Consider the following 26,753-nt stretch of genomic DNA (forward strand, 5'->3'; position numbering starts at 1 on the left):
ATTTATATCACTTATATGGTGGAAAATTAGTTTATTTTTTATTTAATTCTGAGTTGTATTTTTTTACAATTTCTAATGTTGATTTATCGCCATTAAAAACGGAATTCAAACCTTGTGGTTCTTGCGGAGGATCTGTTGTTAACGGTTCACCTGGATTCCATTTTCCAGTTTCGTTCACCGCTTTTCCTTCACCACCATATCCCCAGAAGTTTGCTGCTTGCAATGAGCCTCCATTTTTATGACTTTCTGCCACTCTTCCAAAAATATAATTGTAAAACTGATCGCGATAAACCGAAGGCGCTCCCGCATTTAAATTTTCATTTTCTCTCGGAAGTCCGAATTCTTCGATAATGATTGGTCTTTTTAAATTGTCTGCCACTTTAATATGATCGTCGATATATTTACCGGCGTTCTCAATTGTTTTTGGCATTGTTGCTTCAGCATTATCAGCCTTAAACCAGTTCCAGTTTTTTGGCCAGATGTGCATGGTTAGATAATCGATATTCGGATTTTGGTGTGTTCTTTCAAAAATTTCCATGCTGTCGTTTGAGCTGTTTTTTCCTTCAGAACCTGTCGAAATCAAATGGTTTTTATCTAAACTGTCCATTAAATCTACAATAACGTTCAGCCATTTTGTAAATTTAACTTCATTTTCTACTGTAAAAAGCCTTGGTTCGTTCCCAACCTGCCACGCCATAATCGTGTTATCTTCGGTATATTTCTTTTTAGAATAGGAATTGGTGCGCCCCATAATAAAACGAACATGATTTTCTAAAGCTCTCATACAAGGCTCACAGCTGTGAAATTGCTCTGTATACGACATAAATTGAGGCCACGTATTTGGTGCAATATTCGGAACCGGAATTGCTCCTTTGCCATTCCATTCTAAATATTGCGACATACCGCCGGACCATTCCCAGTTGTTAGTCAAATATAAAACCGCATACATTTTTCGTTTACGCATTTCATTCATCAAAAAATCCAGGCCATCCAGCAAATCTTCGTCATATTTTCCCTGCTCGTATTGCAGCGCAGGACGAACGGTAAAATCATATTTTCCTCCATCGGCACCCACCAAAATTCGTAGATTGTCGATTCCGTTTTTCTGCATCAAATCCAGTTCACGAAGCAGTCTTTTTCGGTCGCCCACTTTTTTAGAAGCCAGTAAACTTCCGTACCAATAATTCGTTCCAATGTACGAATACGGTTTGTCACCTTTATAAAACTGCGTTCCCTTAACTGTAATTCGTTCCTGCGCCTGGCAGGCCATTACAGAAAGTAATAAGGTTAATCCGAGAGTTTTTAGAAATCTATTTTTCATAGTATATTTTTATGAAGCTAATCCTGCTATCCGTTTCAATCTTTTGTTTTTTAAAGAAAAAAACAAAAGGATTTCCACTTCTATCAGGGCTAGGGCTTTTACGTTATATTAGACCTTTTGTCTTAGATGATTTTAAATCCGGTTAATAAGTTCAATACAAGCACGGCTGTTGTGGTAAGGACATTTCCAAAAACCAGCTTTGTCTTTTTTAATTAGAGAATAATCACGAAGAATTCCCCAATGCCATTCGCCATTTTTTTTATCTAAAATGTATTTCTTTATAAAATCCCAGTTTTTAAGGACGATGTCTAAATATTTTTCATCACCCGTTAATTGATAGGCGTTATAAAAACCAATTAAAGCTTCGGCCTGAACCCACCAGTGTTTTTCGGCTATTAGTTCATCTTTTTTTGGATCGTATTCATACCATAAACCGCCATCATAATCCAGTCCTTCTTTTGTCATCGCTGCAATTAAAACAGCATATTTTTTGTAATTTGAAATTAAGGTCTGATTTCCTGATATTTCGGCGCATTGCAATAAAAGCCAGGCCGCTTCAATATCATGCCCATAGGAGATAACATCGGGTTTCTCGATCCAGTTTTCATCAAAAAATAAACGAAGATGTCCTGTTTTGGTATTCATGAAATATTTTTCAATTGTTTCTAATAATTCAATAATATCGTCTTGAAGTTTTTCATCATTCCAAACTTTAAACAAGTTTGCATACGCTTCTGCAATATGCAGATGTGTATTCATAGTTTTTTTTTCGTTGGCATCTTTGTCGCTCAAACGCAAATCTTCAATAGGCTGCCAATCTCGCGTAAACGCTTCCAGATAACCCTTATTTATCGGGTCATAACTGTGTTTTTGAATTTTTAGATATAAATTTTTAGCTATTTCTAATGCTTTTTCATCCTTAGAAATCGAATAATATTCTGAAAGTCCATAAATCGCAAAGGCTAAAGCGTAAATCTGATTTTTGGTGTCTTTTGGAGTTTTATCAGCTGTAATACTCCAAAATAGACCTCCAAATTGTGTGTCGTAAAAATAAGTTGAGAGAAAATCAAATGCTCTTGCTGCCAGTTGTTTGTGGTTTTCGTTTTGTGTTATTTTATAGCTGGCAGAAAATGTCCATAAAATTCGGGAATTTAAAACCGAACCTTTTTCGGAATTTTCAATTTGTTTCTCATTAAAATCAATCTGGCCAATAAAACCGCCGTTTTTTTCGTCAACAGTATTTGTGGACCAATATTCTAGAATCGCATCAAGTTCTGATTCTAATTCTGATTTTAATTGATTTAATTTTACAGACACGATGTTTTAAATTGAGTTGTTTTTTTCGATTTGGCTGATTATGGTATTTACAGAACCTGCTGATACAAAAGTATCTGATGGTGCATTGGTTACATAATCTACTAATTTTGCAACAGATGATACTGCAACATGCATTCTGGTATCTGAGGAAGCATAATATATATAAACTGTTCCGTCAGTATCTTCAATCCATCCGTTTGAAAATAATACGTTTGAGACGTCTCCAACTCTTTCTATTCCTTCTGGCCCCATAAAATGGCCTGCAGGAACATGAGTGACTTTGGAAATGTCATTCAAATCGGTCATAAACATATATAGTGTATAGCGCAATCCTGCAGCGGTATTTCGAACTCCGTGTGCCAGGTGCAGCCAGCCTTTTTCTGTTTTAATCGGCGCTGGGCCAAGGCCATTTTTCAATTCATAAATCGTATGATATTGTTTTCCGAAAATGATTTTTTCTTCTTTTACTATTGGGTTTTTCATATCTTCAACATACCCTAAACCAATACCGCCTCCGGCACCAACATCAATAAAACCATCTTGTGGACGTGTGTATAAGGCGTATTTTCCATTTACAAATTCCGGATGCAGTACAACATTTCTTTGTTGTCCGGTATTCGAAATTAAATCGGGAAGTCTCTCCCAATTTACTAAATCTTTGGAACGTACTATTCCGGCGTTGGCTACGGCCGAACTGGTGTCGCTTTTTGGTGCTTTTGGGTCTTTTCTTTCGGTACAAAAAATACCGTAAACCCAGCCGTCTTCGTGGTTAATCAGCCTCATGTCATAAACATTGGTGTCCGGTTCTTCGGTTTGTGGAATCACACACGGTTTTTCCCAAAATTTAAAATGATCAATACCGTTTGGACTTTCCGCTATAGCGAAAAAAGATTTTCTGTCAATTCCCTCAACACGAACAGCAAGCAGGTATTTTCCGTTCCATTTCATCGCGCCGGCATTAAATGCGGCATTCATTCCGATTCTTTCCTGCAAAAACGGATTGGTGTTTTCGTTTAAATCAAAACGCCAGTTTAATGGAATATGAGACGCTGTTACTACAGGGTTGATATAACGTTCGTAAATGCCGTTTCCTGCTGTTTTCTGAGGAACATTTTTTAGTTCTGTCAGTTCTTTATGTTCTTTTTCTAATGCTGTTTTTCTATCTTGAAAAACAGCTGAAGATGTTATTGTTGTCATACTAATTTGATTTCGGGATCTAAATTATTTTAGTTGGTCTGTTTTCTCTTCTGGTTTAAATCTTGTTCTATTGTTTGAAGTTTTTCCTCAGATAATGGGTAAAATAGTATAAATGCTACTGATACTACTGCAGCAATGGCCGGTAGTATGCTTAACATTAATTGAATTCCGTTTTGAGTTACAGCGGTTTGTTCTACATTGGCCTGAAATCCAAAATAACCCAAAAGCCAGCCTGCTCCGGCGCCGCCAATGGTCCAGCCAAATTTTTGAGACATTGATGAGGCAGAAAAAACTAATCCTGTTGCTCTGCGTCCTTGTTTCCACTCAGAATAATCGGCGCTGTCAGCGTACATTGACCAGATTAACGGGAAAATGCACCCGGCACAAATACTGATTAAAACCTGGAAACTCATTATTAAGGTAATATCATTTTTTCCGAAGAAATAGAAAATTAAACTTAAAACAGCCGCCAATGCCATAGCGCCAAAAAAGGTTTTCTTTTTGCCGAATTTGTTAGCCAGAGGCGTTGCAGCAATAACTCCGATTATGTTTGCTGCTTGTCCTAATACAAGATATATTGACGTCGGAGTCATGTGGAAATCAGTTCCAAATAAAGAAAAATCAAAGTTTACAGCGCTGTTTACGTAGTATTTGAAATAATAAACGGCTGCGCCATCTCGAATTGAATTGAATACCAAAGCACCGATTCCGGCTCCTAATAAAATCCACCAGGGTTTATTTTTTAGAAGATCATTTAGGTCTTCTTTTAGATTATTTTGTTCGTCACCAATTGGTTTTACTCTTTCTTTTGTAAAAAGAAAACAAGCCCAGAAAAATACAGTAGTTATGAATCCGAAAACGGCGATTGTGGCGAGCCAGCCTGTTTTTGAGTTTAGGCTTCCGCCGAAGTAATTTACTAAAGGTTCAATCAGCCAAAGTGCCAGCAGACTTCCTCCAAAAGCAAAAACCATTCTATAAGAAGAAAGTGTATTTCTTTCTTTTCGGTCTGATGACATAACTCCCAAAAGAGAGGCATACGGAACATTGATTAAAGAATAAATCATCATCATGGCCGAATATGTGATATAGGCATAAATTATTTTTCCTTTTTCGTCAAAATCCGGTGTGTAGAAAGTCAAAACCCCAATTAGAGCAAAAGGTACTGCGACCCAAAGCAAATACGGCCTAAATTTTCCCCATTTGCTTTTTGTTCGATCTGCCATAATTCCGACAATAGGATCAAAGCAGGAATCCCATATTCTGGTAATCAAAAACATGGTTCCAACAACGGCAGGCGCCAAGCCGAAAACATCGGTATAGAAAAATAAAAGATACATACTGAAGATTTTCCAGAACATAGAAGAAGCGGCGTCTCCAAGACCGTAACCAATTTTTTCTTTTAAACTAATTTTGTCGTGCATTAGGTTTTTTTTAGAGGTTGTAATTTAGTTTAGGTTAATTATTTTTAATATTTCTATTTTTTGATTTTTTTTTTGACGCGGATAAAACGGATTTACTTCGTAAAAACGCGGATAAAAACAGATTTTATTTTGAATACGATATTTAAACACATAGAAACATAGATTTTTGAACTTAAAAAAAGGCGTTTCACTTATTTAAATAAACATAGCGATCCTATGTGAAAGAAATATGCTTATTTTTTGTATTCTTTTTTAGACTTAAAATCTATGTTTCTATGTGTTGAATTTTTTGCACGCAGATCACGAAGATTTAAGCAGATTTTTTTAATTTTTAATTCTCAATTTTTAATTTTATTAATGTCTTTTTCGAATAGAGTTTTGTTAAGATTATAAAAATCCACAAAATCTTTTTCGCTTACCTGCCCTGAAAATGGTGCGTAATAATGCATTTTTTGTTCCTTTTCCTGCCAGCCGTGATTTCTCCATAATAATACATAAGAAATTTTGTAATCGCCTATGGCTTTAGATAAAGTTCCGGTCCACCATTTCGGGTCTGGAACGGCTTCGTAACCTGCTTCGGCCAGCGCCATAAGTTTATTCTTTTTTATGGCAATTTCGTTTAATATTTTAAATTGATGCTGTACTTCATTAATAAATTTATCGCCGTTTTTATCGTCATTATTTTGGTAGCTGTCAAAGCTTAGAATATCTGCATAGTTGTCGCCCGGATAATTGGAAAGAAAATCTGCCTCAGAACTAAAACTTCCTGTATTGTATACATAAATTAAGTTATGAACGTTTTTTTTCTGAAGATAATCAAACGTGAATTTCCATAATGATTTGAATTCTTCGGGAGTGCAATTTGGTTTTCCCCACCAAAACCAGCCGCCGGTTAGTTCGTGAAATGGTCTGAAAAGAATCGGAATGTTTTTTCCTTTTTTGTCTTTTAATGATAAAAAGAAAACGGAAGCCTTATCTAACCAGGAAATAAATTTTGCATGATTTACTCCTCCCGGAAGTACTGTTTTTACTGCATTTGGTGTATTGTCCCAAGCATTTTTTCCAGTGGCTGGATTGTCAAAATGCCAGCTTATTGTAGAAATTCCTCCTCTTGCATCTGCATCAATAATATAATGCTTCATTTTATTAAATGGAACTCCGTCAATATTATTTGGATTGTCATTTTCTAAACCGGCAATATCCCATCCATAAACAGCAGGGTAATCTCCAATGACATCTTTTATATCGCTTCTGCCTTCTTCGTATTTCCATTTTACTCCATACGCAAGATCATCCTGATGTCCAAAAAGATAGCCTTTCTGTGTTAGCTGTTGCAGGTTTTTGTATAAAGCAACGGTTCTGGGTGTTGCTTTTTGATCTGAAAGTGACAAATTAGTATTATTAAGAACACCTTTAGCAGAACAAGAAGTTCCCATAAATACTGCTGTTATTAGTGCTAATATATTTTTTTTCATTTTTAAAAGATGTTGTTTTACAGCTTAGTAAGGAAATTGAGATCATCGAAAAACATGTTTCTTGTGTCTCGAAAATTTCATACTCTTTTTGGGCTAAAATTATTAAAACTCTAAAAAGATATTATATTAAAAATGATTAATGTTTATTATTAATATAGTTTTTAGAAAATCTATAATTCTATTTTTCAAAGATAAACGGATGTTTATACTGTAATTAATATTATTTTATCAATTATATATCATATTATTGCAAATAAATAAATCAAAAATACTTCTTAAAAATAATATTTAACGATGGGTAATGCTAAAAATTTTTACAGAGAAATAGCACCGCTTGCTGCAGGCGACAGCTTTTTGGTTTTTGACAGAGTAAAAGACAGCTTCGATTTTCCAGTGCATTATCATCCGGAATTCGAGATCAATTTTATATTAAACGGAAAAGGAGTGAAGCGTGTTGTTGGGGATAATATTGAGGAAATTGATAGTGTCGAACTCGTTTTGATCGGGCCAAATTTATATCACGGATGGGAGCTTAATAAATGCAGCAGTAAAAAAATTCATGAAATTACAATTCAGTTTCATAATGATTTATTTCACGAATCTTTATTGTCAAGACGTATAATGAATCCTATTCGTGATATGTTTAATCGTTCTATACACGGTATTCTTTTTTCAAAAAAAACAGCCGAAGAATTAACTCCAAGACTTGTAAGGCTCTCTAAATTAGATGGAATGGATTATTTCCTTGAAATAACCTCACTTCTTTATGATTTGGCAAACTCCAGAAACCAGCGTTTGCTTTCTACCTATACTGTAGATTATGATACTTTTGATGATTATGATAAAATGAAGCTTGTATATGAATTTGTACAAAAACATTTTGCAGAAAAAATCACTCTGGAAGACGTTGCAAATATTGCCAGTATGTCGATAATTTCATTCAATAGATTTATAAAAAAACGTACCGGAAAAACATTTGTAAATTATTTAAATGATATTAGAATAGGATATGCAGCGCGCTGGCTCGTTGAGAAAGACATGAGCGTTTCTGAGGTTGCTTTTAAATCTGGTTTTAATAATATAGCGAACTTCAATCGTAGTTTTAAAGCTGCTAAAAATTGTACGCCTAGTCAATATAGGGAAGATTTTTCTGGACTTAAGCGTATTTTATAGTAATACTTTTTTATCACTAACAAATATTATTTTTAACGAAATCGTTTGCATTTTTACGATTTCGTTATTTTTTATTTATAATTTCTGCCTTGTATGGGGATCTAAATTGCGAATAATGTAATTTTTGTCGCGTTTTATTTTGGTATGTGTTTTTTTATATCGCTATAGTAAAAATATTATCATCAAATGATATAATACTATCGATTTAATATTTTCTTGTGTTATAGATTTGTTAAATAATTTAAGAAAATAATCACACTCTCTTTACAGCTTAAATTATAAACAAACAATTTAACTAACCAAACATCTATTATGAAAAAACTAATGACTAATTTCATTCATTGGAATGCTAACCACATAGCAGTTCCATTGATTTTATTCTTGCTGCTGACAAGTAATATTATTACGGCTCAGGTAAAAGTAACAGGGATAGTTTCTGATGATAAGGGACTTTCGATACCGGGAGCTAATATTACAGTAGTTGGGACTAAAAAAACTACTTCAACAGATTTTGATGGAAATTATTCTATTGATGTGCCTGCGAATGCCAGCATTTCGGTTTCATTTATTGGATACATTACTCAGACAGTAAATGTAAAAAATGGAGGAAAAGTAAATGTAATCTTAAGGCTTAATGCGGAAGATTTGCGTGAAGTACTTGTAAATGTTGGATATAGAAATCAAAAGAGAAAAGACATTACAGGTGCAGTTTCTTCTGTATCCGCAAAAGATTTTAAAGATTCACAGCAAGTTACTGTAGAACAAATGCTTCAGGGAAGGGCTGCCGGAGTTGTAGTGACTAATAATTCTGGTAAACCGGGAGGAAGTGTTTCGGTAAAAATTCGTGGAAACGCATCTTTAGGCGGCAGTAATGAACCTTTATATATTGTAGACGGTATTCCGATTTCGGGAGATGCTACAAGTCAATCTACAGGAGGAACGATCGTTAGCGGTTATATAGGTGCAAACACCGGAAGTGTTACCAATAGTCCGCTGGCATTTTTAAATCCGAATGATATTGAAACGATGGATATCTTAAAAGATGCGGCTTCTACAGCTGTATATGGATCAAGAGCATCAAATGGGGTGGTAATTATTACAACTAAAAGAGGTAAAAAAGGCGCAGGAAAAATAACATACGATACTGCAGTTTCTACACAAGAAGTAACAAGGCTGCTTAAAACTATGAGTTTAAGCCAATATGCAGAACAGCAAAATGCATTAGCTCAATATTATGGTGTAGCGCCTAGAGATGAGTTTGCAGTGCCTTCTGTTTTGGGTAAGGGTACAAATTGGCAGGACGAAATATACAGATCAGCTTTAATGACCAGTCATCAATTGTCTTTTTCTGGAGCAAATGAAACTACAAATTATTATGTTTCAGGATCATATCTTAATCAGGAAGGAGTTGTAATCGGATCTGATTTTAAAAGATATACATTTAAAACTAATGTGGATTCCAAAGTAAAAGACTGGCTTTCTATGGGAGTAAGTGTTACAGCGGGTATCACAAATCAAAACATTACTATTGAAGGGTACAGCGATGGTATTATTGGAACTACAATTTTGTCTACTCCCGATGTTGCGGTCAAAAACTTAGATGGTACTTATGCGGGACCGCCTGCAAATGGTTCGCAAGGCGCATGGATTAACCCGGTGGCGAGTACTTTAATGAATACGAATTACTTGGTGCAAAAGAATTTTAATGGTACTTTCTATTCTGTTTTTAAATTAGCAAAAGGTTTGGAATATCGTTTCGAGTTGGGTGCAAATACGTCGATTCAGAATTTCGAAGCATTTCAGCCAACTTATAATTGGGGTGCTGCTGTAAATAAGGTAAATCAACTGCAGGAAAGATCGAATACGTGGTACCAGTTAAACCTAAAAAACATGCTTACGTATCGATTTGATTTGGGAAAACATAATTTTAATATTATGGGAATTCAGGAAGCAACAGATTCGAATTGGTTCGGAAACAGCCAGTCTATCGGAGGATTGTTGAGTAATGATGTACATTCTATAAATCTTGGAGATCAGGATACATTAGTGGCAAGTGAATATAAAGGAAGCAATGCTTTGTACTCTTTTTTAGCAACATTAAACTATAGTTTTGATAATAGATACAGCCTTCAGGCTACGATAAGAGCTGATGGAAGTTCTAATTTTGCTAAAGATAAAAGATGGGGTTATTTTCCTTCTGTTTCTGCTGCTTGGAATCTTTCTAATGAGAAATTCATGGAAAGTACAAAGGATTATGTAGACAATATTAAATTTAGAATTGGTTATGGAGAAACCGGAAATCAAGTAATTGGAGGCGGATTGTACCTTTCTAATATCCAAACAATCAAATCGGCTTTGGGGAATTTCTTTACTGCAGGTAATATTGCAAATCCGGGTTTAACCTGGCAGACTGCAGAAGATACCAACTTAGGACTTGAATTTAGTTTATTTCATTCAAAATTAAATGCCACTGTAGATGTTTACAGAAAACAATCATCAGGATTTTTATTTGTTCTGCCTTTGCCAACTTATGTTACCGGTTTAGAACAATATCAAGGCGGTTTATCTGCTCCGACTGTAAATCTTGGAAGTATGAGAAATGAAGGTATCGAGGCTACTTTAAAATATTCGAATAAATTCAGCTCTAATTTTTCTTGGGATGTTTCGGCTAATTTTTCTAAAAACAACAATAAACTGTTGAGTCTGGCTGATAATTTTGATTTAATTAAAGAGGTGCAGGTAAACGGTTACACTACCAAAACAGTTACCAAAAGTGTTGTGGGCCGACCAATTGGCCAATTTTACGGATATGAATCTGTTGGAATTATCAGAACTAACGAACAATTGGCAAATGCTCCAATTCCTTTTACCGGAAACAAAGCCGTAAAAAGTGTTTTGGGTGATGTTGAATATGTAGATCAAAATAAAGATGGTTTAATTGATGAAAAAGACCTTACTTATATTGGAAATCCAATGCCTGATTTTACTTATGGTATAAACAATACCTTTAAATATAAAAATCTGGATCTTTCGATCTTTCTTCAGGGATCTCAGGGAGGTAAAGTAATGAATTTAACGAGAAGAGCAGCGACAAAAAATCAGCGTCTTTACGAAAATCAATTGGCAGAAGCGGCAGATTTCTGGACTCCCGAAAATCCAAATGCTAAATATCCTCGACCTGACGGCGGAGACGGACATCCTAACATTGCAATATCAGATCGTTATGTAGAAGATGGTTCTTATTTGAGAATTTCTCAATTGACTTTTGCTTACAACTTACCATCAGATGTTCTTTCTAAAACTAAATTAAGTAAACTGAGATTTTATGCCAGTGTTCAGAATTTGTACACGTTTACAAAATACACGGGTTACGATCCTGAGATTGGAGACTACAATCAAAATGCTTTGTTAAGCGGAATTGATTCAGGACGTTATCCTACCAATCGAACTATTACTTTAGGAATGAATGTTGAATTTTAATAATACTATTATGAAAATATATAAAATAAATTTTAAAAGCTTAGCGGTTGTTGCTTTGCTGGCTATATCCGCTTCATGTAGTGATGATTATTTAGATCGACCAACTCAGGACGGCTATGTTAGTGATAATTTTTATACTTCAGATGAGCAGGTGCAGCGTACTACTTATGGGATGTATGGCAGAATGTGGGCTCCATTTTTTACAAAATGTTTCTTTGCACTTTCAGAAATGTCATCAGGAAACTGCTGGTCTAATGTAGATGGAAACGAGGTTATTCAGTTTAAACTAACATCGGATAGTTTTATTTTATCTGATCCCTGGAGATCTTGTTTTGGTGTAATTGCACAATCAAACGATTTAATTAATAATTTAAATAGAAACGTAAAAGAAGGTGTAAGTCCGGATGTCGTTAAAAACACCATTGCCGAAGCGCATTTTTTTAGAGCTGTTTCCTACTTTTATTTAGTGCGTTTGTTTGGGCCGGTTCCTATTATCGAAGATAATTTGGCACTGGCAAAAGATCCTATGGTAAATAATAACAGAATCGAAGATGTATATAAATTTATAGAAAATGATCTTAAATATGCAGCAGCAAACCTTAAACCAAAAGTAAGATTGAGAGGTTCTAGTTTAACAAATGTATTTGTGTCTCAGGGAACTGCTGAAGCTTTTTTAGCAAAAATATATCTTTATGAAAAAGATTATCCAAATGCCAGACTAATGGCAGAAAAGGTAATTAATTCTGGAGAATTTGGACTTTTGCCAAACTTTGCAGATTTATTCTTAACCAGCAAAAATAATAACGAAGAATCTATTTATTCCTGGCAGTGGTCTGGAGCTGTAAACGAATATCAGGCAGGGAATCCGTCAAATGTTCAGTATGGTTTAGAGATCTTAAACAATGCTTCTTATGGAGCAGTTTATATTCCGTCTAATGATATTCAGGAAGCGTTTGAAAGTGGTGATGTAAGAAGAAAAGAATCTTATATGGTTTATGGCGATTCTTATCCGGGAATGCAGGCAGATGGAGTTATGGGATTTGTATTGGATAAAACCAAATACCCAAGTGTTTTAGATGCTACAGGCGCTGCGGTTAAAAAATATGTTGTGGGAGAAGCAACTTCAGAAACAGGTCCTCCAGACAGATGGGCTTCTATGAGTAATTGTAATTACATTATGAGATATGCAGATGTTTTATTAATTCATGCCGAATCTATTTTGGCTGGTGCTAATGAAACAAGCGATGCAAATGCAAAAGAATCTTTTAATAAAATTAGAAGAAGAGCCGGTTTGAGCGAATTAAACATCAATACACCGCTGACAAAAAAAGCTTTATTTCAGGAAAGAAGAGTTGAATTTGCTTTTGAAGGGGAGTTCTGGTACGACTTAGGAAGACTGCCAAGAGCTGAGGCTATTGATATTATTTCGAAACAGGACAGAGGTTCTGATTATGAAGGAGTAAAACATTATATACCGGTAGAAACAGATTTTATTTTTCCTAAACCGGCCAATGATGTTAGAAAAAATCCAAAGTTAAAAGAGGCTCCGGTTCCTTATGTTTTTAAATAAACTTTAAAGCAAAACAATTATGAAAAATATAAAAAATATAATGTTGTTGAAGTTTTATTTTCTGGCTTCAATTTTAATACTGTCCCTTAATTCGTGCTCAAATGACGAAGGAGGTGCATTTGGAACGCTTGCTGTAACGGGAATCAGTAAATCGGTTATTGATGATCCGCTGGTAGAAGGAGACAGAAAAGTAGACGTGCCAACAGATGTTATTAATGCGGGAAATACCTATATTATTAGAGGTTCTGGGTTTTCAAGTCTAAAATCGATTTCATTTAATGGATTAGAATCTGCTTTTAATCCAACATTTGTAACCGATAATGCAATTGTAATAGCTGTTGATCAAGCCACTCCTTATTATAATGAGATGGATGAGATGAAAATCGTTACAAACGGCGGAACCTTAAATTATAAAGTAAAGATCAGACCTCCGTTTCCTAATATTTCAGGATTTCCTATTAATCCTAATCCTGGAGATATTATTACGATTAAAGGAGAATATTTTTTACGTCCTGTAGTAAATTTTGGGACAACCAGTGTTGAGCCTATTTCTTCGACCTTAACAGAAATTAAAGTTCAGGTTCCTAGCGATATTCAATACAAATATTTATCGGTTACCAATGTTTCTGGGACTACGGTTGCCGGACAGTCTTTTGGCAGTGCTATTTTTGACGATGCTTATACCTCTCTAAAAGCTTATGATGGCTTATGGAATGCTTCTGACGGTTACAATACCGCGTATGATAAAGATGCTAAACAAGGAACAAAATCTATTCAGTGGAAAGCGGGAGGATGGAACGGTTTATATGTTGGAATTGATAAAACCAAAGTCGATATTACTAAATATAAAGCAATTCGAATTACCATAAAAGGAGAAAGATCCGGAACTGTTAATGCAATTGTTAATGGTAATTATGGTGCAGTTTTCAGTTTGACATTCAAATCAGACTGGACTTATCTTGAAATTCCTTTTAGTGCGGTTGGAAATCCTGCAGAGTTAACTGAAATTACTTTTCAGGAATCAGGAAATTTTGGAGGAAATACTCTTTTAATAGATGATTTTGGTCTGATATTAAAATAGAAAGCGCCATCAAAAGAATCGAAAAACAATTATTCTTTTTGGAGAGTTATTTAACGTATAAAAAAAACTTATGAAAATAATATATAAACTAAAACAAATTGCATTTTTTGCAGTTTTGATTGCTCTCGTAGCTTCCTGCGATGATAACCTTCCGGATGTTGGAGGGGCAGAGCAAAACTATAACAATACTTATGGCTTAATTGCAGCCAATACTAATCTGACTCTTTATTATAAAGCAATACAGCTGGCAGGATTAGAATCTGCCTTAAATACAAATGACGATTATACTTATTTTATTCCTGCAGATGCAGTTTTAGAAGCTTATCTGGTAAAAACCGGCTATGTAAATCAGCTTGGTTATCCGGATATTACATTGGTTCCGGTAGATGTTTTAAAACAGATTGTTTTGAGCCATGTCGTAAAAGGGGCCAAAAAACGAGTTGGTAAATTAAGCGGTGTTAAAGCAGATTATTTAGAAACAGGCGAATTAACAACGATGGCAAATACAGCCAATCCTGATTTATATTTACTAACTGTGAATGTTACCGACGGAATTTTGAAGGTGAATGGCTCAGACAAACAAGCGCCAGGATTAGATTATTATGCAACAAATGGGTTTGTTAATGTTTTGGATAATGTTATTTCCTTAACACCGCCGGCTCCTGTTGTTACGGCTCTTTCGCAGTCATTTGCCAATCCAGGTGATATGGTTATAATTACAGGTTCAAATTTTGTAAAAGTAAGTGCTGTTAAGTTCGGCGACAAAGCGGTAACATTTACACCAGTTTCAAAAACAGAAATAAGAGCAACTGTTCCCGCAGATTTTGGATCTTATTCTCTTATAAGAGTAGAAACTGCTTATGGTACTTCTAATATTGCAACTCTTGGAGTTAAATTTTTAGTATATGGTGATGATTTTTCTGGTGCTCAGGCTCCCTTATCTACCTGGAGCTGGGGAGGAACAGAAGATTTTCAGAGTACAGAAATAGTCGGCAGAGGTTCAAAATCCATAAAACGTATAAATGCTGATGCTTGGAGTGGTGTGTATATGCAGTTTGCTTCAATTAATGTTGCAGATTATGGATATTTAAAACTATCAATATATTCTACAAAAAGTACAAGAGTGCTGTTCTCAATTGGAGGCACAAATGATGATGATGGAAAAGCAATTGATATTAAAGCCGGACAATGGAATAATGTTTCGATACCCATTTCTGATCTTCATCCTGAAAAACTAGGAGCGACCATAAATTCGTTGTTCATGAAAGAATACTCTGGAGAAAAAGGAACTGTATATCTGGATGATATCGGGTTTCTGTAAAAGAACTGTTTTGTTTTGAGTTTTGTTATAAGTATTCCCTAATTACTCCATTAGGGAATACTTTTTTTAATAATTAATTGTCTTCAAATGAAAAATATAATATTAATACTGGCTTTAAGTATATCGGGTTTTAGTTTTGGTCAGGGTAATACACATGTACAAGCAGCAGGAAAATATGAAGGTTTAGCTATGACTCCGCCAATGGGCTGGAATTCATGGAATACGTTTGCAACCAATATTGATGAGAAATTAGTAAAAGAAACAGCAGATATAATGGTTTCTTCAGGATTGGCGGCTGCGGGCTACAATTATATAGTATTAGATGACGGCTGGATGACTAAAGAGCGTGATTCAGAAGGGAATTTGATTCCCGATCCCGCTAAGTTTCCCAGCGGTATGAAATCGCTGATTGATTATGTGCACAGTAAAGGATTGAAGTTCGGATTGTACAATTGTGCCGGAACCCAAACTTGTGCCGGTTATCCGGGAACTCGTGGTTTCGAATATCAGGATGCTCGTTTTTATGCAAAATTAGGTATCGATTTTTTAAAATACGATTGGTGCAATACACAGGGAATTACAGCCAAAGAGGCATATGCTACAATGAGTAATGCGCTAAAAACTGCCGGAAGACCAATTGTTTTTAGTCTTTGTGAGTGGGGCGATAACCAGCCGTGGGAATGGGGAAAACCGATTGGGAATTTATGGAGAATTTCGGGTGATATTTATCCTTGTTTTGACTGCGAATTTAAGCATCCTGAGAATTGGTCTTCTTGGGGATTTATGAAAATTGCAGAAATGCGAAAAGATATCCGAAAATATTCGGGACCAGATCATTGGAACGATTTTGATATGATGGAAGTTGGAAACGAAATGAACGATACCGAAGATAAATCACATTTTGCAATGTGGTGTATGCTCTCATCGCCTTTGTTTACAGGAAATGATTATAGAAAAATGTCTAAAGAAACATTGGCTATTTTAACAAACAAGGAATTAATTGCTGTTAATCAGGATAAATTAGGTATTCAGGGTTTTAAATATTCGGCGCTTGACGGACTTGAAGTTTGGGTTAAACCATTGTCAGACGGAGCTTGGGCAGTTACTTTTCTGAATAGGAGCGATGCTGTCAGAAAAATTAATTTCGATTGGAAAAAAAACGCATTCAAAGACGCTGATTTTGGTTATGAAGCAGATTTTAATAAAACTGCGTTTAAGCTTAAAGATCTTTGGAAAAATAAAGATGCCGGAACTACCAAAAAGAATTTTACAGCCGATCTTGCATCTCACGATGTTGTCACTTTAAAATTAATTCCATAAAAAAAAGCAGTATGAGTTTAGTCAAATATTTGATTTTTTCCTTTTTGATGATGGGTGGGGTTTTAAATGCACAATTTGTAAAACAACACGGACAGCTCAATGTTAAAGGAACACAGCTTGTAGATAAAAACGATAATCCAATTGTACTGCGAGGGATGAGTTTTGGATGGCATAGTATGTGGCCGCGATTTTATAACGAAAAAGCAGTAAGCTGGTTAAAAAAAGATTTTAGCTGTAATGTCGTCCGCGCAGCTATGGGAATCGAATTAGGGGAGCATTCGTATAGTAAAGATCCCGAATTTTCAAAAGAAAAAATAGAAGCAGTTATTGAGGGAGCTATTAAGTCTGATATTTACGTGATTATAGATTGGCACAGTCATAATGTTAACCTGAAAGAAGCTAAAGAGTTTTTTGCTTTCATTTCTAAAAAATATGCAAAATACCCCAATATAATATATGAGATATTTAATGAACCTGATTATGAAACCTGGGCAGAAGTAAAATCTTATTCAGAAGAATTAATAAAGATTATTAGAGAAAATGATTCTCGTAATATTATTTTGGTCGGCTGTCCGCATTGGGATCAGGATATAGATCTTCCAGCGTCGGATCCAATTAAAGGTTATTCTAATATAATGTATACCATGCATTTTTACGCCGCCACTCACGGCAAAGAATTGCGAGACAGAACAGATAAGGCAATAGAAAGCGGACTTCCTGTCTTTATTTCCGAATCTGCAGGTATGGAAGCTTCTGGTGATGGACCTTTAAATGTAAAAGCATGGCAGGAATATATTGACTGGATGGAATCGCGAAAATTAAGCTGGATTACATGGTCGGTTTCTGATAAAGATGAAACCTGCTCAATATTAAAAAAAACAGCAAAATCAGAAGGAAAATGGAAAGACGAAGATTTGAAAGAATCCGGAATCAAAGTCCGTGAATTTTTGAGAAAGTATAACAATCCAAAATAAAAATATTTTTATCTCTATAAGCCTGTCATTGTACAGGCTTTTTTTTTTGGACTTGTTTGTTGTTTGTTCAAAATGTAAAGTTGTACATGTAATACTAAAAAGGTCTGCAGTGTTATTATTTTGTAAGAATTGTTCTTAGTACTTGATTTTTTTTAATCACTAATTTCAAAGATGTGTTTTGTGTTTTTTAATTTAATTTTGTTAATCACCCCTATTTTTTTATAGGGTGTAGTGATTTTGCTTGTGTTTTTTGATTGATTATTTCTTTATTTTCTTATTTTTTTAATCCAAACCCCTTGTTTTTACATTGTAAAACTGCAAATTGTGTTGTTGAATTTTTAAAATTGAATCGATATAAATATCAAATAACGATTATTGAGAAGTAAATTTTTGTAATCCATAATTCTTGCTGTAAAACATTAAAAAAGTAGTTTTCAATTCTTTTACTCATACAAAAGTTAATAAATTCGCTAAGGAAAATGAAGAGAGACGAGGGGTGAATTTGAGGTTTTAGAAATGACTATACTATTAAATAGATATATAAACGATTAACTAACCAGAATCAATTAATAACTAAAAACCAAGTAAAACATGAAAAAAGTATTACATGTATTAGCCGCAATGTTAACGAGTTCTTTTGCATTTGCTCAAGATGATACAGAAACCAAATCACCACCAGCAACAACATTTTCAGGTTCTGCTGATGCCTATTACAAATATGATTTTTCAAAGCAGCAAAATGGATTAACGAGCTTCACCAACTCACAAGATTCATTTGAATTAGGTATGGCTTCTATACAAGCAGGACACACATTCGGAAAAGCGTCTGTTTTTGTAGACTTAGGTTTTGGAACCAGAGCAGAAGAGTTTTCATATAATGAAGAGAATACAAAGTTCATAATAAAACAATTATACTTTACGTATAATCTTACAGACAAATTCAAAGTAGTATTTGGTAGTTTTGGAACTCATATTGGCTACGAAGTATTGGATGCTATAGGGAATAAAAATTACAGTATGTCATATGCATTCTCATATGGTCCGTTCTTTAACACTGGGATAAAAGCACAGTATACATCTGGTAAATTTACTGCGATGTTTGGAGTTACAAACCCAACAGATTTTAAGTCTGCAATGGATACCGGATCTAAACAAAAAACGTTCATAGGACAAGTAGGATATATTGGAGAAAAAGGAAGCGCTTATTTGAATTTTACTTCAGGAAGCTCAAACCCTCTATCTGATGAGAATAAAACGCAAATTGATTTTGTCGCGTCACAAGCCATAAGCGATAGTTTTTCATTAGGATTTAATGCAACTTATGCTAAAGCTACAAATGATTTTGACAGCACTTTAGATGGCGAATGGTTTTCTGTAGTAGGTTATGCTAATTATGCATTTAGTGAATCTTTAAGTCTTGCCTACAGAATGGAATATTTTGATGCAAAAGACGCTTTAAATTTAGGTACGTTAAATGGTTCAAGTGTATTTGCTAATACAGCGTCATTAAATTATAAAGTTGGAAAACTAACTATAATTCCAGAGCTGAGATACGATGCAGCTTCTGAAGATATTTTTGCAGATAAAAATGCATTGCCAACCGGAGGAACATTCTTTGGTTTACTTGCAACAACATACTCTTTCTAGAGATAAAGATTGATATTTTTTTTTTTTTTTTGGAGCTGTCGATACATACTAATGTTTTGGCAGCTTTTTTATTTTTACAATTAATACATATTGATTAGATTACAAAGAAGTAATCTTGAAGCGCTGCGAATGTTTAAGGTTTGATAAATAGATTTAAAGCCGTCAATTATTCATAAAAAAGAACTTCTCATTCTGCCATTCTATAACAAAAAAAAGCCCAGATTCTGTGATTCAGAAATCTGGACTTTTTTTATTCTAAGAAAGAATACTATTGAATTTGTTTTTTGTAAATAGAATAAATAGTATCAATTGTTTTTCTATCTAAAACAGAAGTGTTGTCAGTCTGTATATAATGCAGTTTAAAAGCTTGAATCGCTGCAGCGAGATTCTTGGTGTTATAACCTATAATTCTCAGAGCAGGTTCTATTTTAAAATCAAAAGGAGCTTCTTCCAAAACGGCATCCGGCCAGATTCCAAATCCTTTTTCTGCTAAAGTTTTCCAAGGAAATAAAGCACTCGGATCCTGTTTTCTTCCTGGTGCAATATCGGCGTGGCCTAAGATATTTTGCGTAGGAATGTTATAATCTTTTTTTAGTTTTGTTAAAAGAGCTACCAAACTGCTTATTTGTGCTTCGGTAAATGGCTTGAACCCGTTGTTGTCTAATTCAATTCCGATAGAAGAAGAGTTGAGGTCAGTGTTTTTTCCCCAAGTAGAGTTACCTGCATGCCAGGCTCTCAAATAATCATTCAGCATCTGAACCACTTTTCCATTTTCAGAGATAATATAATGAGAACTTACCTGAGTTCTGGTTTTTGTAAAAGTATTAATGGTCTGCTGAATAGAATCCTGAGCTGTATGATGGATAATGATAAAACTTGGTTTTCTTAAATTAAAGTTGACTGTTCCAATCCATTCTGTGCTTATACCATTTAATAGAGAAGTAGATCCTGTTTTTGATATTGAATCTTTTACTATGCCTAATTGCTGTGCGTAAGTAGTGTCAATTGCCAAAGGACTTACAGAAGGAATTTGTTGCGCTTCTTTGCTGGTAATCTGGTTTTCTAAAGTTTTAAGCTGTTGATCGTATGCTTTTTCAGTAGTTTTATAAGGGTTCGTAGAGCAAGAAGCCATTATAATTGCTAAAATCAGATAACAAAAATGTTTTTTTGCCATGGTTGGTATAATTTAAGTTGAAGTTTATAACGTTATTCTTCAGCTTTTGGTGTTTCTATATCTTCTTTTTTCTCTTTAGAATCTTTTTTCTTTTTTGACTTAGTTTTTTTAACTTCTTTAAAATTAGCCATAAAAGTGTTGTACTTTTCTATTTGGTCCGGGCTTAAAAAGGCATTGACTTTTTTTGTTGTGCTGTCTCTTAACGCTTTTATCTGCTCCATTTTTTCGTCTTGACTGCTGCTTTCGTTTTTCAAAAGAATTCCTTGCTCTCTCATACTGTCCGAAAGAACATTAGTAATTGCAATGGCTTGCAGGTCATCAAGATTTACCTCAGGTTTCATTTGTTCCACAATTTTCGCAGCGATTTCTTCTACAGGAACTTCTTTAGGCTTGCTTGGAGTACTTTGCTGTCCTTGCATCATACTTCTGTCCATTCCCATTCCGTTGCCTCTTCCATAACCACCGCCGCCGTATCCGTTATTATATCCGTTTCCGTATTGAGCTGAAACAGAATTAAAGCAGCATAAGCTAAAAACTAAAAGAAATAAAGATTTTATAGGTCTCATAAAGTATTTTATCTAAGGTTAGCAAATTTATAAGGTAAATTTAAGCAGGTTCTCCGTATAAATCAAATTCTGTTGCTTCAATTATCTTGATATTAACAAAATCACCAGTTTTTACATAATATTTAGAGGCGTCAATTAACACTTCGTTGTCTACATCGGGGCTGTCAAATTCTGTTCTTCCAACAAAATGAGCTCCTTCTTTTCTGTCAATGATACATTTAAAAACTCTTCCCACTTTTTCCTGATTCATGTCCCAGGAAATTTGCGACTGAAGTTCCATGATTTCATTAGCACGAGCTTGTTTTACATCATCCGGAACATCATCTTCAAGTAAGTAAGCGTGTGTGTTTTCCTCATGTGAATAAGCAAAACAACCCATTCTGTCAAATTTCATTTCCTGAACAAAATCTTTCAAAATTTCAAAATCTTCTTGTGTTTCACCTGGATAACCAACAATTAATGTTGTTCTGATTGCTATTCCCGGAACTGCAGCACGGAAATCTTTTAATAATTGTGTAGTCTTTGCTTGCGTTGTACCGCGTCGCATCGATTTTAAAATATTATCCGAAATATGCTGTAACGGAATATCAATATAATTACAGATTTTCGGCTCGCGTTTCATTAACTCCAAAACATCCATCGGGAAACCTGTTGGGTATGCATAATGCAGACGAATCCATTCTATTCCTTCTACTTTTGCTAATGCTTCTAGAAGTTCTGCAAGATTTCTCTTTTTATAAATATCAAGACCATAATAAGTTAAGTCTTGTGCAATTAAAATAAGTTCTTTAACTCCATTTTTTGCTAAGCCTTCAGTTTCTTTTACCAATTTTTCAATAGGTTGAGAAATATGTTTTCCTCGCATCAAAGGAATAGCGCAAAAACTGCAAGGACGATCACATCCTTCTGCAATTTTTAAATAAGCATAATTTTTTGGAGTAGTAGTTAAACGTTCTCCTAGTAATTCATGTTTATAATCGGCTCCTAAAGCCTTTAATAATAATGGTAATTCTGTTGTGCCAAAATACTGATCCACATTCGGAATCTCTTTTTCTAAGTCTGGTCTGTAACGTTCAGATAAACATCCAGTTACAAAAACCTTGTCAACAAGTCCTCTGTCTTTTTTATCGGCATATTCCAAAATCATATTTACTGATTCTGCTTTGGCATTGTCAATAAACCCGCAAGTGTTAATTACAATAATGTTTCCTTCTCTTTCTGCTGGAGCCTCATGTTCAACTTCTTTTCCGTTTGCACGAAGCTGTCCCATCAGTACTTCACTGTCATAAACATTTTTAGAACACCCAAGAGTGATTACGTTAATTTTGTTCTTTTTTAAAGACTTGGTTCTCATACTTTTATAAATTGGAGTGCAAAATTACACTTTTTTATTCAAACACCGCTTGTTTCCCTTTCATTTAGGTGTTTTTTATGAAGCTGTTTTGTGTTTTATTAGGCAAAAAAAAATCCGCCAAGTGTTGCTTGACGGAAATTTCTTCATCTATTTATTTCCTAATTACAATTCAAATAATAAAGTCAGTGATACATTGTTTAATGTTGACTGAATGCTTGGTGCTTGTGTGAATCCGGTTGCAAAAAATCCCTGATTTGATTTTCTGTCTGAATACGAATAGGCTAAATCTACTTTTGTTCCTCCAAAGTTATATCCTAAACCGGCAGAGTAGCTTGTTAAATCTCCAATAGTAGTTTTGTCTTTGTATGGACTTCCTTCATAACGATATCCGCCGCGTAAGCTTAATTGTTTTATTTTATATTCAGCTCCAACTCTTAATTCTCCATTAGCAGTTAAATCGTTGCTAATTGTGTTGTTAACTGATCTAAATCCTAGGTCATTTGTAGGTTTGTATTTAGTATTTCCATAATCTTTAATCGAATAATCTATACTAATTAAACCAGATTTCCCAAAAATATATGCACCGCTAAATGTTACTTTTCCAGGAGTTTGTAAAGTATAAGGCTCGTAAACATTTACAAGGTCAGGATTTACAGAGGCGTTCATGGACTGGCCTCCGCTAGCTTGTCTTGTAGAATATAAACTTTGAGAAAGCTCGTCGTATAATTCGTACCAAGTGTTAGATTCATATGCTAAACCAAGTCTAAATGAATCTGTAATCTTGGCAATCGCTCCAAGCTGAAAAGAAAACCCGTTTCCGTAAGTATATAGATCATTGTTAAAACGTACATTATGGACTGTTTCATCTGCTCCCAGAGTGTTTCCGTTAGTTTCGTAAAAACTAGTGGTTCTTCTATAGTCTGTTACATGAACATTTAAGTTAGCTCCAAAATAAAAACGATCATCGTAAGAAGTTCCAATATTAAAGCTTAGTTTACTGTTGTAGCCGCTGCTGTATATTTCATTTTGTTGAAAATATCTTCCTCCACTTGTGGTATTAGAAGTATATTGGGTGTTATTGTCTGTGTCTGCTACAGGATTAATAACAAATCCATAATATCCTAAATAAGCCTGTTGTTCATCAAAAAGCATGTCTCTGTAATCTATTCCTGTAATGTCTCCCAATGGAATTCCGTTAGCATAAGTTGTAAAATAACTGCTAATTGAGTTTGTTGGGTTCATTCCTGACGAAAAAATTCTGTTGTTGAAATTGTTCGTGTTTTCATAAGAAGCACCAATTGTTACTTTTGACCACTTTGTATTTGGATTTCTGCTATTAAAAACAAAAACACCGCCAGCCTGATTTAGAATGAAAGAATTTTTATCATCAGTTGTGTTAGATCCGAAATAATTAGAATCGTTTGAGATGCTTTGATTGCTAAGGGTTATTCCAACCTGATTATTGTTGAAGATTGCAGAACCGGCAGGATTGACACTGATGGAAGATAAATCTCCTCCAACAGCTCCAAATGCGCCACTCATAGCTCTAAATCTGGCAGTTCCGGTTAAGTTATCTTGTGCATAACGTACAGCATCAGATACATCTTGTGAATGTGAAACGCTGAAAGTTAGTCCTGCGATTAATAGGAATATTATTTTTTTCATTTAGATAAATTATTAAGTGAATTTTAGATTTGAAATGAAGAGGTTAAACTATCTTCTTCCGCCTCCACCTCCGCCTCCGCCGTAAGATCTACCGCCTCCGCCTCCGCCGCCAGATGATCTCATGCTTCCTCCTCCGCTGTTGTTCATAGAACGTGACGGGCTAGGAGAGTAAGTTCTTGATGAGTTACTGTTGCTATTAGTGTTGTTGTAGTTGTAATTTCTGTTTGTGGCAGCACTGCTGCTAGATCTTCTGTTGTAATTATTATTAGAGTTGCTGTAATCCTGAGAGCTGCTTCTTCTATTTGTAAAAGTAGGGCTTGAATTTCTATTATTTACAGTCGAACTTCTTCTAAAATCAGTGTAGCTGTTAGATCTGTTAGTGTTGTAATTTCTATTTGTGGTGTAACTTCTGTTTGAATTGTAGCTTCTGCTTGAAGTATAATTTCTGTTGTAAGCATAATTTCTTCCTCCGTAATAAGCGGCAGAGCCTCTTCTTCCGTAGCTGTAGTTGTAATTGTTGTAGCCGTAATATGCAGGTCTTCCCCAATAGCCGGGATAACCTCCCCAAGCATATCCAGGTCCCCAATATCCAGGGTATCCCCATCCATAACCAGAATATCCCCAGTAGTCACCGTAACCCCAGCCTCCGTAGCCCCAGCCAAATCCATATCCTGGGTAACCCCAGCCCATAGAAAGACCCCATGAAGGATTAGAATACACATTTACAGCAACTTCGCTATTACTGCTTCCCCAGGCAGGATATGCAGTATTGGCTGTTTCTGTGCTGTCATTTTCGGCGTAATTGGTGTAATTGTCTACATCTGTAAAGATTTCAGTAGGTTGATTATCATCTTGTAATGATCTAAAGTAATCCTTATATTGATTATTGTTGTTTGTGGTATTTGTTTGGGCATACGTGTTTCTTCGATTACCATATACACCATCATTGTCATTGTATGATGTATTTTGGTATGAACCACACGATGCTGCTAAAAAGCTCAGCAATCCAATTAAGTAAAAACGAGCAGAATTTCGGCGAAGAGAAATATTAGTTTTCATATCTGTGGTGTTTTTTATTGTTGCACATTACAAAAATAGTTAGTTTTGTCAAACTATTTAGTTAAAATTATTAAAACAAAATTTGTGCCAAACTATTCAATATGAGTAAGAACCTCACTACAAGATCAGAAGATTATTCAAAGTGGTATAACGAGCTGGTTGTTAAAGCAGATCTAGCTGAAAATTCAGGAGTTAGAGGATGTATGGTCATTAAACCGTACGGATATGCTATTTGGGAAAAAATGCAGGCTGAGTTAGATAGAATGTTTAAGGAAACAGGACATCAAAATGCTTATTTTCCTCTTTTTGTGCCTAAAAGCATGTTTGAGGCAGAGGAGAAGAATGCAGAAGGATTTGCAAAAGAATGTGCTATTGTAACGCATTATAGATTAAAAAATGATCCGGATAAACCCGGAAAACTAATGGTTGACCCCAATGCAAAACTAGAGGAAGAATTAATTGTTCGTCCTACAAGTGAGGCAATTATTTGGTCTACTTATAAAGGATGGGTTCAGTCTTATAGAGATTTACCTTTGTTAATTAATCAATGGGCAAATGTGGTGCGCTGGGAAATGCGTACGCGTTTGTTTTTAAGAACTGCAGAATTTTTGTGGCAGGAAGGTCATACCGCACATGCTACAAAGGCAGAAGCTTTGGAAGAATCAGTAAAAATGATGAATGTTTATGCTGATTTTGCAGAAAATTTTATGGCGATTCCTGTTGTAAAAGGTATTAAAACAGAAACAGAGCGTTTTGCAGGAGCAGACGAAACCTATTGTATAGAAGCTTTGATGCAGGATGGAAAAGCACTTCAGGCTGGAACTTCGCATTTCTTAGGTCAGAACTTCGCAAAAGCATTCGATGTAAAGTTTGCTAATGCAGAAGGAAAACAAGAACACGTTTGGGGAACTTCATGGGGAGTTTCTACTCGTTTAATGGGAGCTTTGGTTATGACACATTCAGACGATCAAGGATTGGTGCTTCCTCCAAATTTGGCTCCAATACAAGTTGTAATTGTTCCTATATATAAGACAGATGAACAATTGGCTGAAATAACAACAGCAGTAAATGAATTAACGACAAAACTTAAGAAATTAAGAATTTCGGTTAAATATGATGACAGAACGACGCAAAAGCCAGGATTTAAATTTGCAGAATGGGAATTAAAAGGAGTTCCTGTTAGAATTGCTGTAGGTCCAAAAGATTTGGAAAATGGAACTTTTGAGGTTGCCCGCAGAGATACATTGTCAAAAGAAACAGTTTCTGGTGAAGGAATTGTAGAGTATGTAAATGATCTTCTGGAAACGATTCAAAAAGATTTATTTGACAAAGCATTAAATTATCGAGATACTCATATTACTGAAGTGAATAGTTTTGAGGAGTTTAAAGAAGTGTTGGATGGAAAAGCAGGTTTTGTGTCAGCTCATTGGGACGGAACTGCAGCAACCGAAGAGAAAATAAAAGAGCTTACAAAAGCAACGATTCGTTGTATTCCTTTAAGTGCTGTTGAAGAGGCGGGAAGCTGTGTGTTTACTGGGAATCCTTCTACTAAAAGAGTGTTGTTTGCGAAGGCATATTAATTTTTTTTAATTTTTTTTGCATCAGGTATTGTACATCTTAAAAATAGTTGTATTTTTG

At 34.9% G+C, this 26,753-nt stretch carries 19 protein-coding genes; 9 read left to right on the top strand and 10 right to left on the bottom strand.

Going from position 1 to position 26,753, the window contains the following annotated elements:
- Nucleotides 1–31: 31 nt before the first annotated feature.
- The 5 genes from B0A68_RS13620 to B0A68_RS13640 all read right to left on the bottom strand — a co-directional run bounded on the left by B0A68_RS13620 (nucleotide 32) and on the right by B0A68_RS13640 (nucleotide 6,731).
- A complete protein-coding gene (locus B0A68_RS13620; RefSeq protein WP_035690305.1) occupies nucleotides 32–1,321 on the bottom strand; it encodes a glycoside hydrolase 5 family protein in 1,290 nt (429 codons plus the stop codon).
- A 132-nt stretch (nucleotides 1,322–1,453) separates the two neighbouring features.
- Nucleotides 1,454–2,638, bottom strand: coding sequence for an AGE family epimerase/isomerase (locus B0A68_RS13625; protein ID WP_035690306.1), 1,185 nt, complete (start codon nucleotides 2,636–2,638; stop codon nucleotides 1,454–1,456).
- A 6-nt stretch (nucleotides 2,639–2,644) separates the two neighbouring features.
- Complete coding sequence (locus B0A68_RS13630; protein ID WP_035690308.1) at nucleotides 2,645–3,835, bottom strand: glycoside hydrolase family 130 protein; 1,191 nt, start codon at nucleotides 3,833–3,835, stop codon at nucleotides 2,645–2,647.
- 29 nt (nucleotides 3,836–3,864) lie between these two features.
- Complete coding sequence (locus B0A68_RS13635; protein ID WP_035690309.1) at nucleotides 3,865–5,256, bottom strand: MFS transporter; 1,392 nt, start codon at nucleotides 5,254–5,256, stop codon at nucleotides 3,865–3,867.
- 338 nt (nucleotides 5,257–5,594) lie between these two features.
- Nucleotides 5,595–6,731, bottom strand: coding sequence for a glycoside hydrolase family 26 protein (locus B0A68_RS13640; protein WP_035690311.1), 1,137 nt, complete (start codon nucleotides 6,729–6,731; stop codon nucleotides 5,595–5,597).
- Between the two features lie 294 nt (nucleotides 6,732–7,025).
- Here B0A68_RS13640 and B0A68_RS13645 point away from each other — a divergent pair, with 294 nt between their 5' ends.
- The 8 genes from B0A68_RS13645 to B0A68_RS13680 all read left to right on the top strand — a co-directional run bounded on the left by B0A68_RS13645 (nucleotide 7,026) and on the right by B0A68_RS13680 (nucleotide 19,297).
- Nucleotides 7,026–7,904, top strand: a complete 879-nt coding sequence (locus B0A68_RS13645; RefSeq protein ID WP_035690312.1) for an AraC family transcriptional regulator — start codon at nucleotides 7,026–7,028, stop codon at nucleotides 7,902–7,904.
- Nucleotides 7,905–8,216: 312 nt separating this feature from the next.
- Nucleotides 8,217–11,384, top strand: coding sequence for a SusC/RagA family TonB-linked outer membrane protein (locus B0A68_RS13650; protein ID WP_035690313.1), 3,168 nt, complete (start codon nucleotides 8,217–8,219; stop codon nucleotides 11,382–11,384).
- A 10-nt stretch (nucleotides 11,385–11,394) separates the two neighbouring features.
- Nucleotides 11,395–12,954, top strand: coding sequence for a RagB/SusD family nutrient uptake outer membrane protein (locus tag B0A68_RS13655; protein ID WP_035690350.1), 1,560 nt, complete (start codon nucleotides 11,395–11,397; stop codon nucleotides 12,952–12,954).
- A 19-nt stretch (nucleotides 12,955–12,973) separates the two neighbouring features.
- Nucleotides 12,974–14,035, top strand: coding sequence for an IPT/TIG domain-containing protein (locus B0A68_RS13660; RefSeq protein ID WP_035690314.1), 1,062 nt, complete (start codon nucleotides 12,974–12,976; stop codon nucleotides 14,033–14,035).
- A gap of 70 nt (nucleotides 14,036–14,105) precedes the next feature.
- On the top strand, nucleotides 14,106–15,356 hold the full coding sequence (locus B0A68_RS13665) for a fasciclin domain-containing protein (RefSeq protein ID WP_035690315.1): 1,251 nt from the start codon (nucleotides 14,106–14,108) through the stop codon (nucleotides 15,354–15,356).
- A gap of 87 nt (nucleotides 15,357–15,443) precedes the next feature.
- Entirely contained in the window at nucleotides 15,444–16,676 is a 1,233-nt protein-coding gene (locus B0A68_RS13670; RefSeq protein WP_035690316.1) for a glycoside hydrolase family 27 protein, read from the top strand.
- An 11-nt stretch (nucleotides 16,677–16,687) separates the two neighbouring features.
- A complete protein-coding gene (locus B0A68_RS13675; RefSeq protein WP_035690317.1) occupies nucleotides 16,688–17,650 on the top strand; it encodes a glycoside hydrolase family 5 protein in 963 nt (320 codons plus the stop codon).
- 591 nt (nucleotides 17,651–18,241) lie between these two features.
- Nucleotides 18,242–19,297 carry an outer membrane beta-barrel protein gene (locus tag B0A68_RS13680; protein WP_035690318.1) on the top strand — a complete coding sequence of 352 codons (1,056 nt, stop codon included), beginning with the start codon at nucleotides 18,242–18,244 and terminating at the stop codon, nucleotides 19,295–19,297.
- A gap of 268 nt (nucleotides 19,298–19,565) precedes the next feature.
- Here the strand turns inward: B0A68_RS13680 and B0A68_RS13685 are convergent, their stop codons facing one another.
- From B0A68_RS13685 to B0A68_RS13705, 5 genes are all read right to left on the bottom strand, one after another.
- On the bottom strand, nucleotides 19,566–20,471 hold the full coding sequence (locus tag B0A68_RS13685; protein ID WP_035690319.1) for an N-acetylmuramoyl-L-alanine amidase: 906 nt from the start codon (nucleotides 20,469–20,471) through the stop codon (nucleotides 19,566–19,568).
- A 32-nt stretch (nucleotides 20,472–20,503) separates the two neighbouring features.
- Nucleotides 20,504–21,037 (bottom strand): hypothetical protein, encoded by a 534-nt coding sequence (locus B0A68_RS13690; protein WP_035690320.1) that lies wholly within the window; start codon nucleotides 21,035–21,037, stop codon nucleotides 20,504–20,506.
- A 40-nt stretch (nucleotides 21,038–21,077) separates the two neighbouring features.
- Nucleotides 21,078–22,391 (bottom strand): 30S ribosomal protein S12 methylthiotransferase RimO, encoded by a 1,314-nt coding sequence (gene rimO / locus B0A68_RS13695; protein WP_035690321.1) that lies wholly within the window; start codon nucleotides 22,389–22,391, stop codon nucleotides 21,078–21,080.
- Between the two features lie 162 nt (nucleotides 22,392–22,553).
- Entirely contained in the window at nucleotides 22,554–24,056 is a 1,503-nt protein-coding gene (locus B0A68_RS13700) for an OmpP1/FadL family transporter (protein WP_035690323.1), read from the bottom strand.
- Between the two features lie 48 nt (nucleotides 24,057–24,104).
- Nucleotides 24,105–25,115: a hypothetical protein gene (locus tag B0A68_RS13705; RefSeq protein WP_035690325.1), complete on the bottom strand. Its 1,011-nt coding sequence runs from the start codon at nucleotides 25,113–25,115 to the stop codon at nucleotides 24,105–24,107.
- A 101-nt stretch (nucleotides 25,116–25,216) separates the two neighbouring features.
- Here B0A68_RS13705 and proS point away from each other — a divergent pair, with 101 nt between their 5' ends.
- Nucleotides 25,217–26,695: a proline--tRNA ligase gene (gene proS, locus B0A68_RS13710; protein ID WP_035690326.1), complete on the top strand. Its 1,479-nt coding sequence runs from the start codon at nucleotides 25,217–25,219 to the stop codon at nucleotides 26,693–26,695.
- Nucleotides 26,696–26,753 lie beyond the last annotated feature (58 nt).

Origin of the sequence: Flavobacterium reichenbachii (genome assembly GCF_002217435.1) — a bacterium.
In the GTDB taxonomy this organism is placed as follows: Bacteria; Bacteroidota; Bacteroidia; order Flavobacteriales; family Flavobacteriaceae; genus Flavobacterium; species Flavobacterium reichenbachii.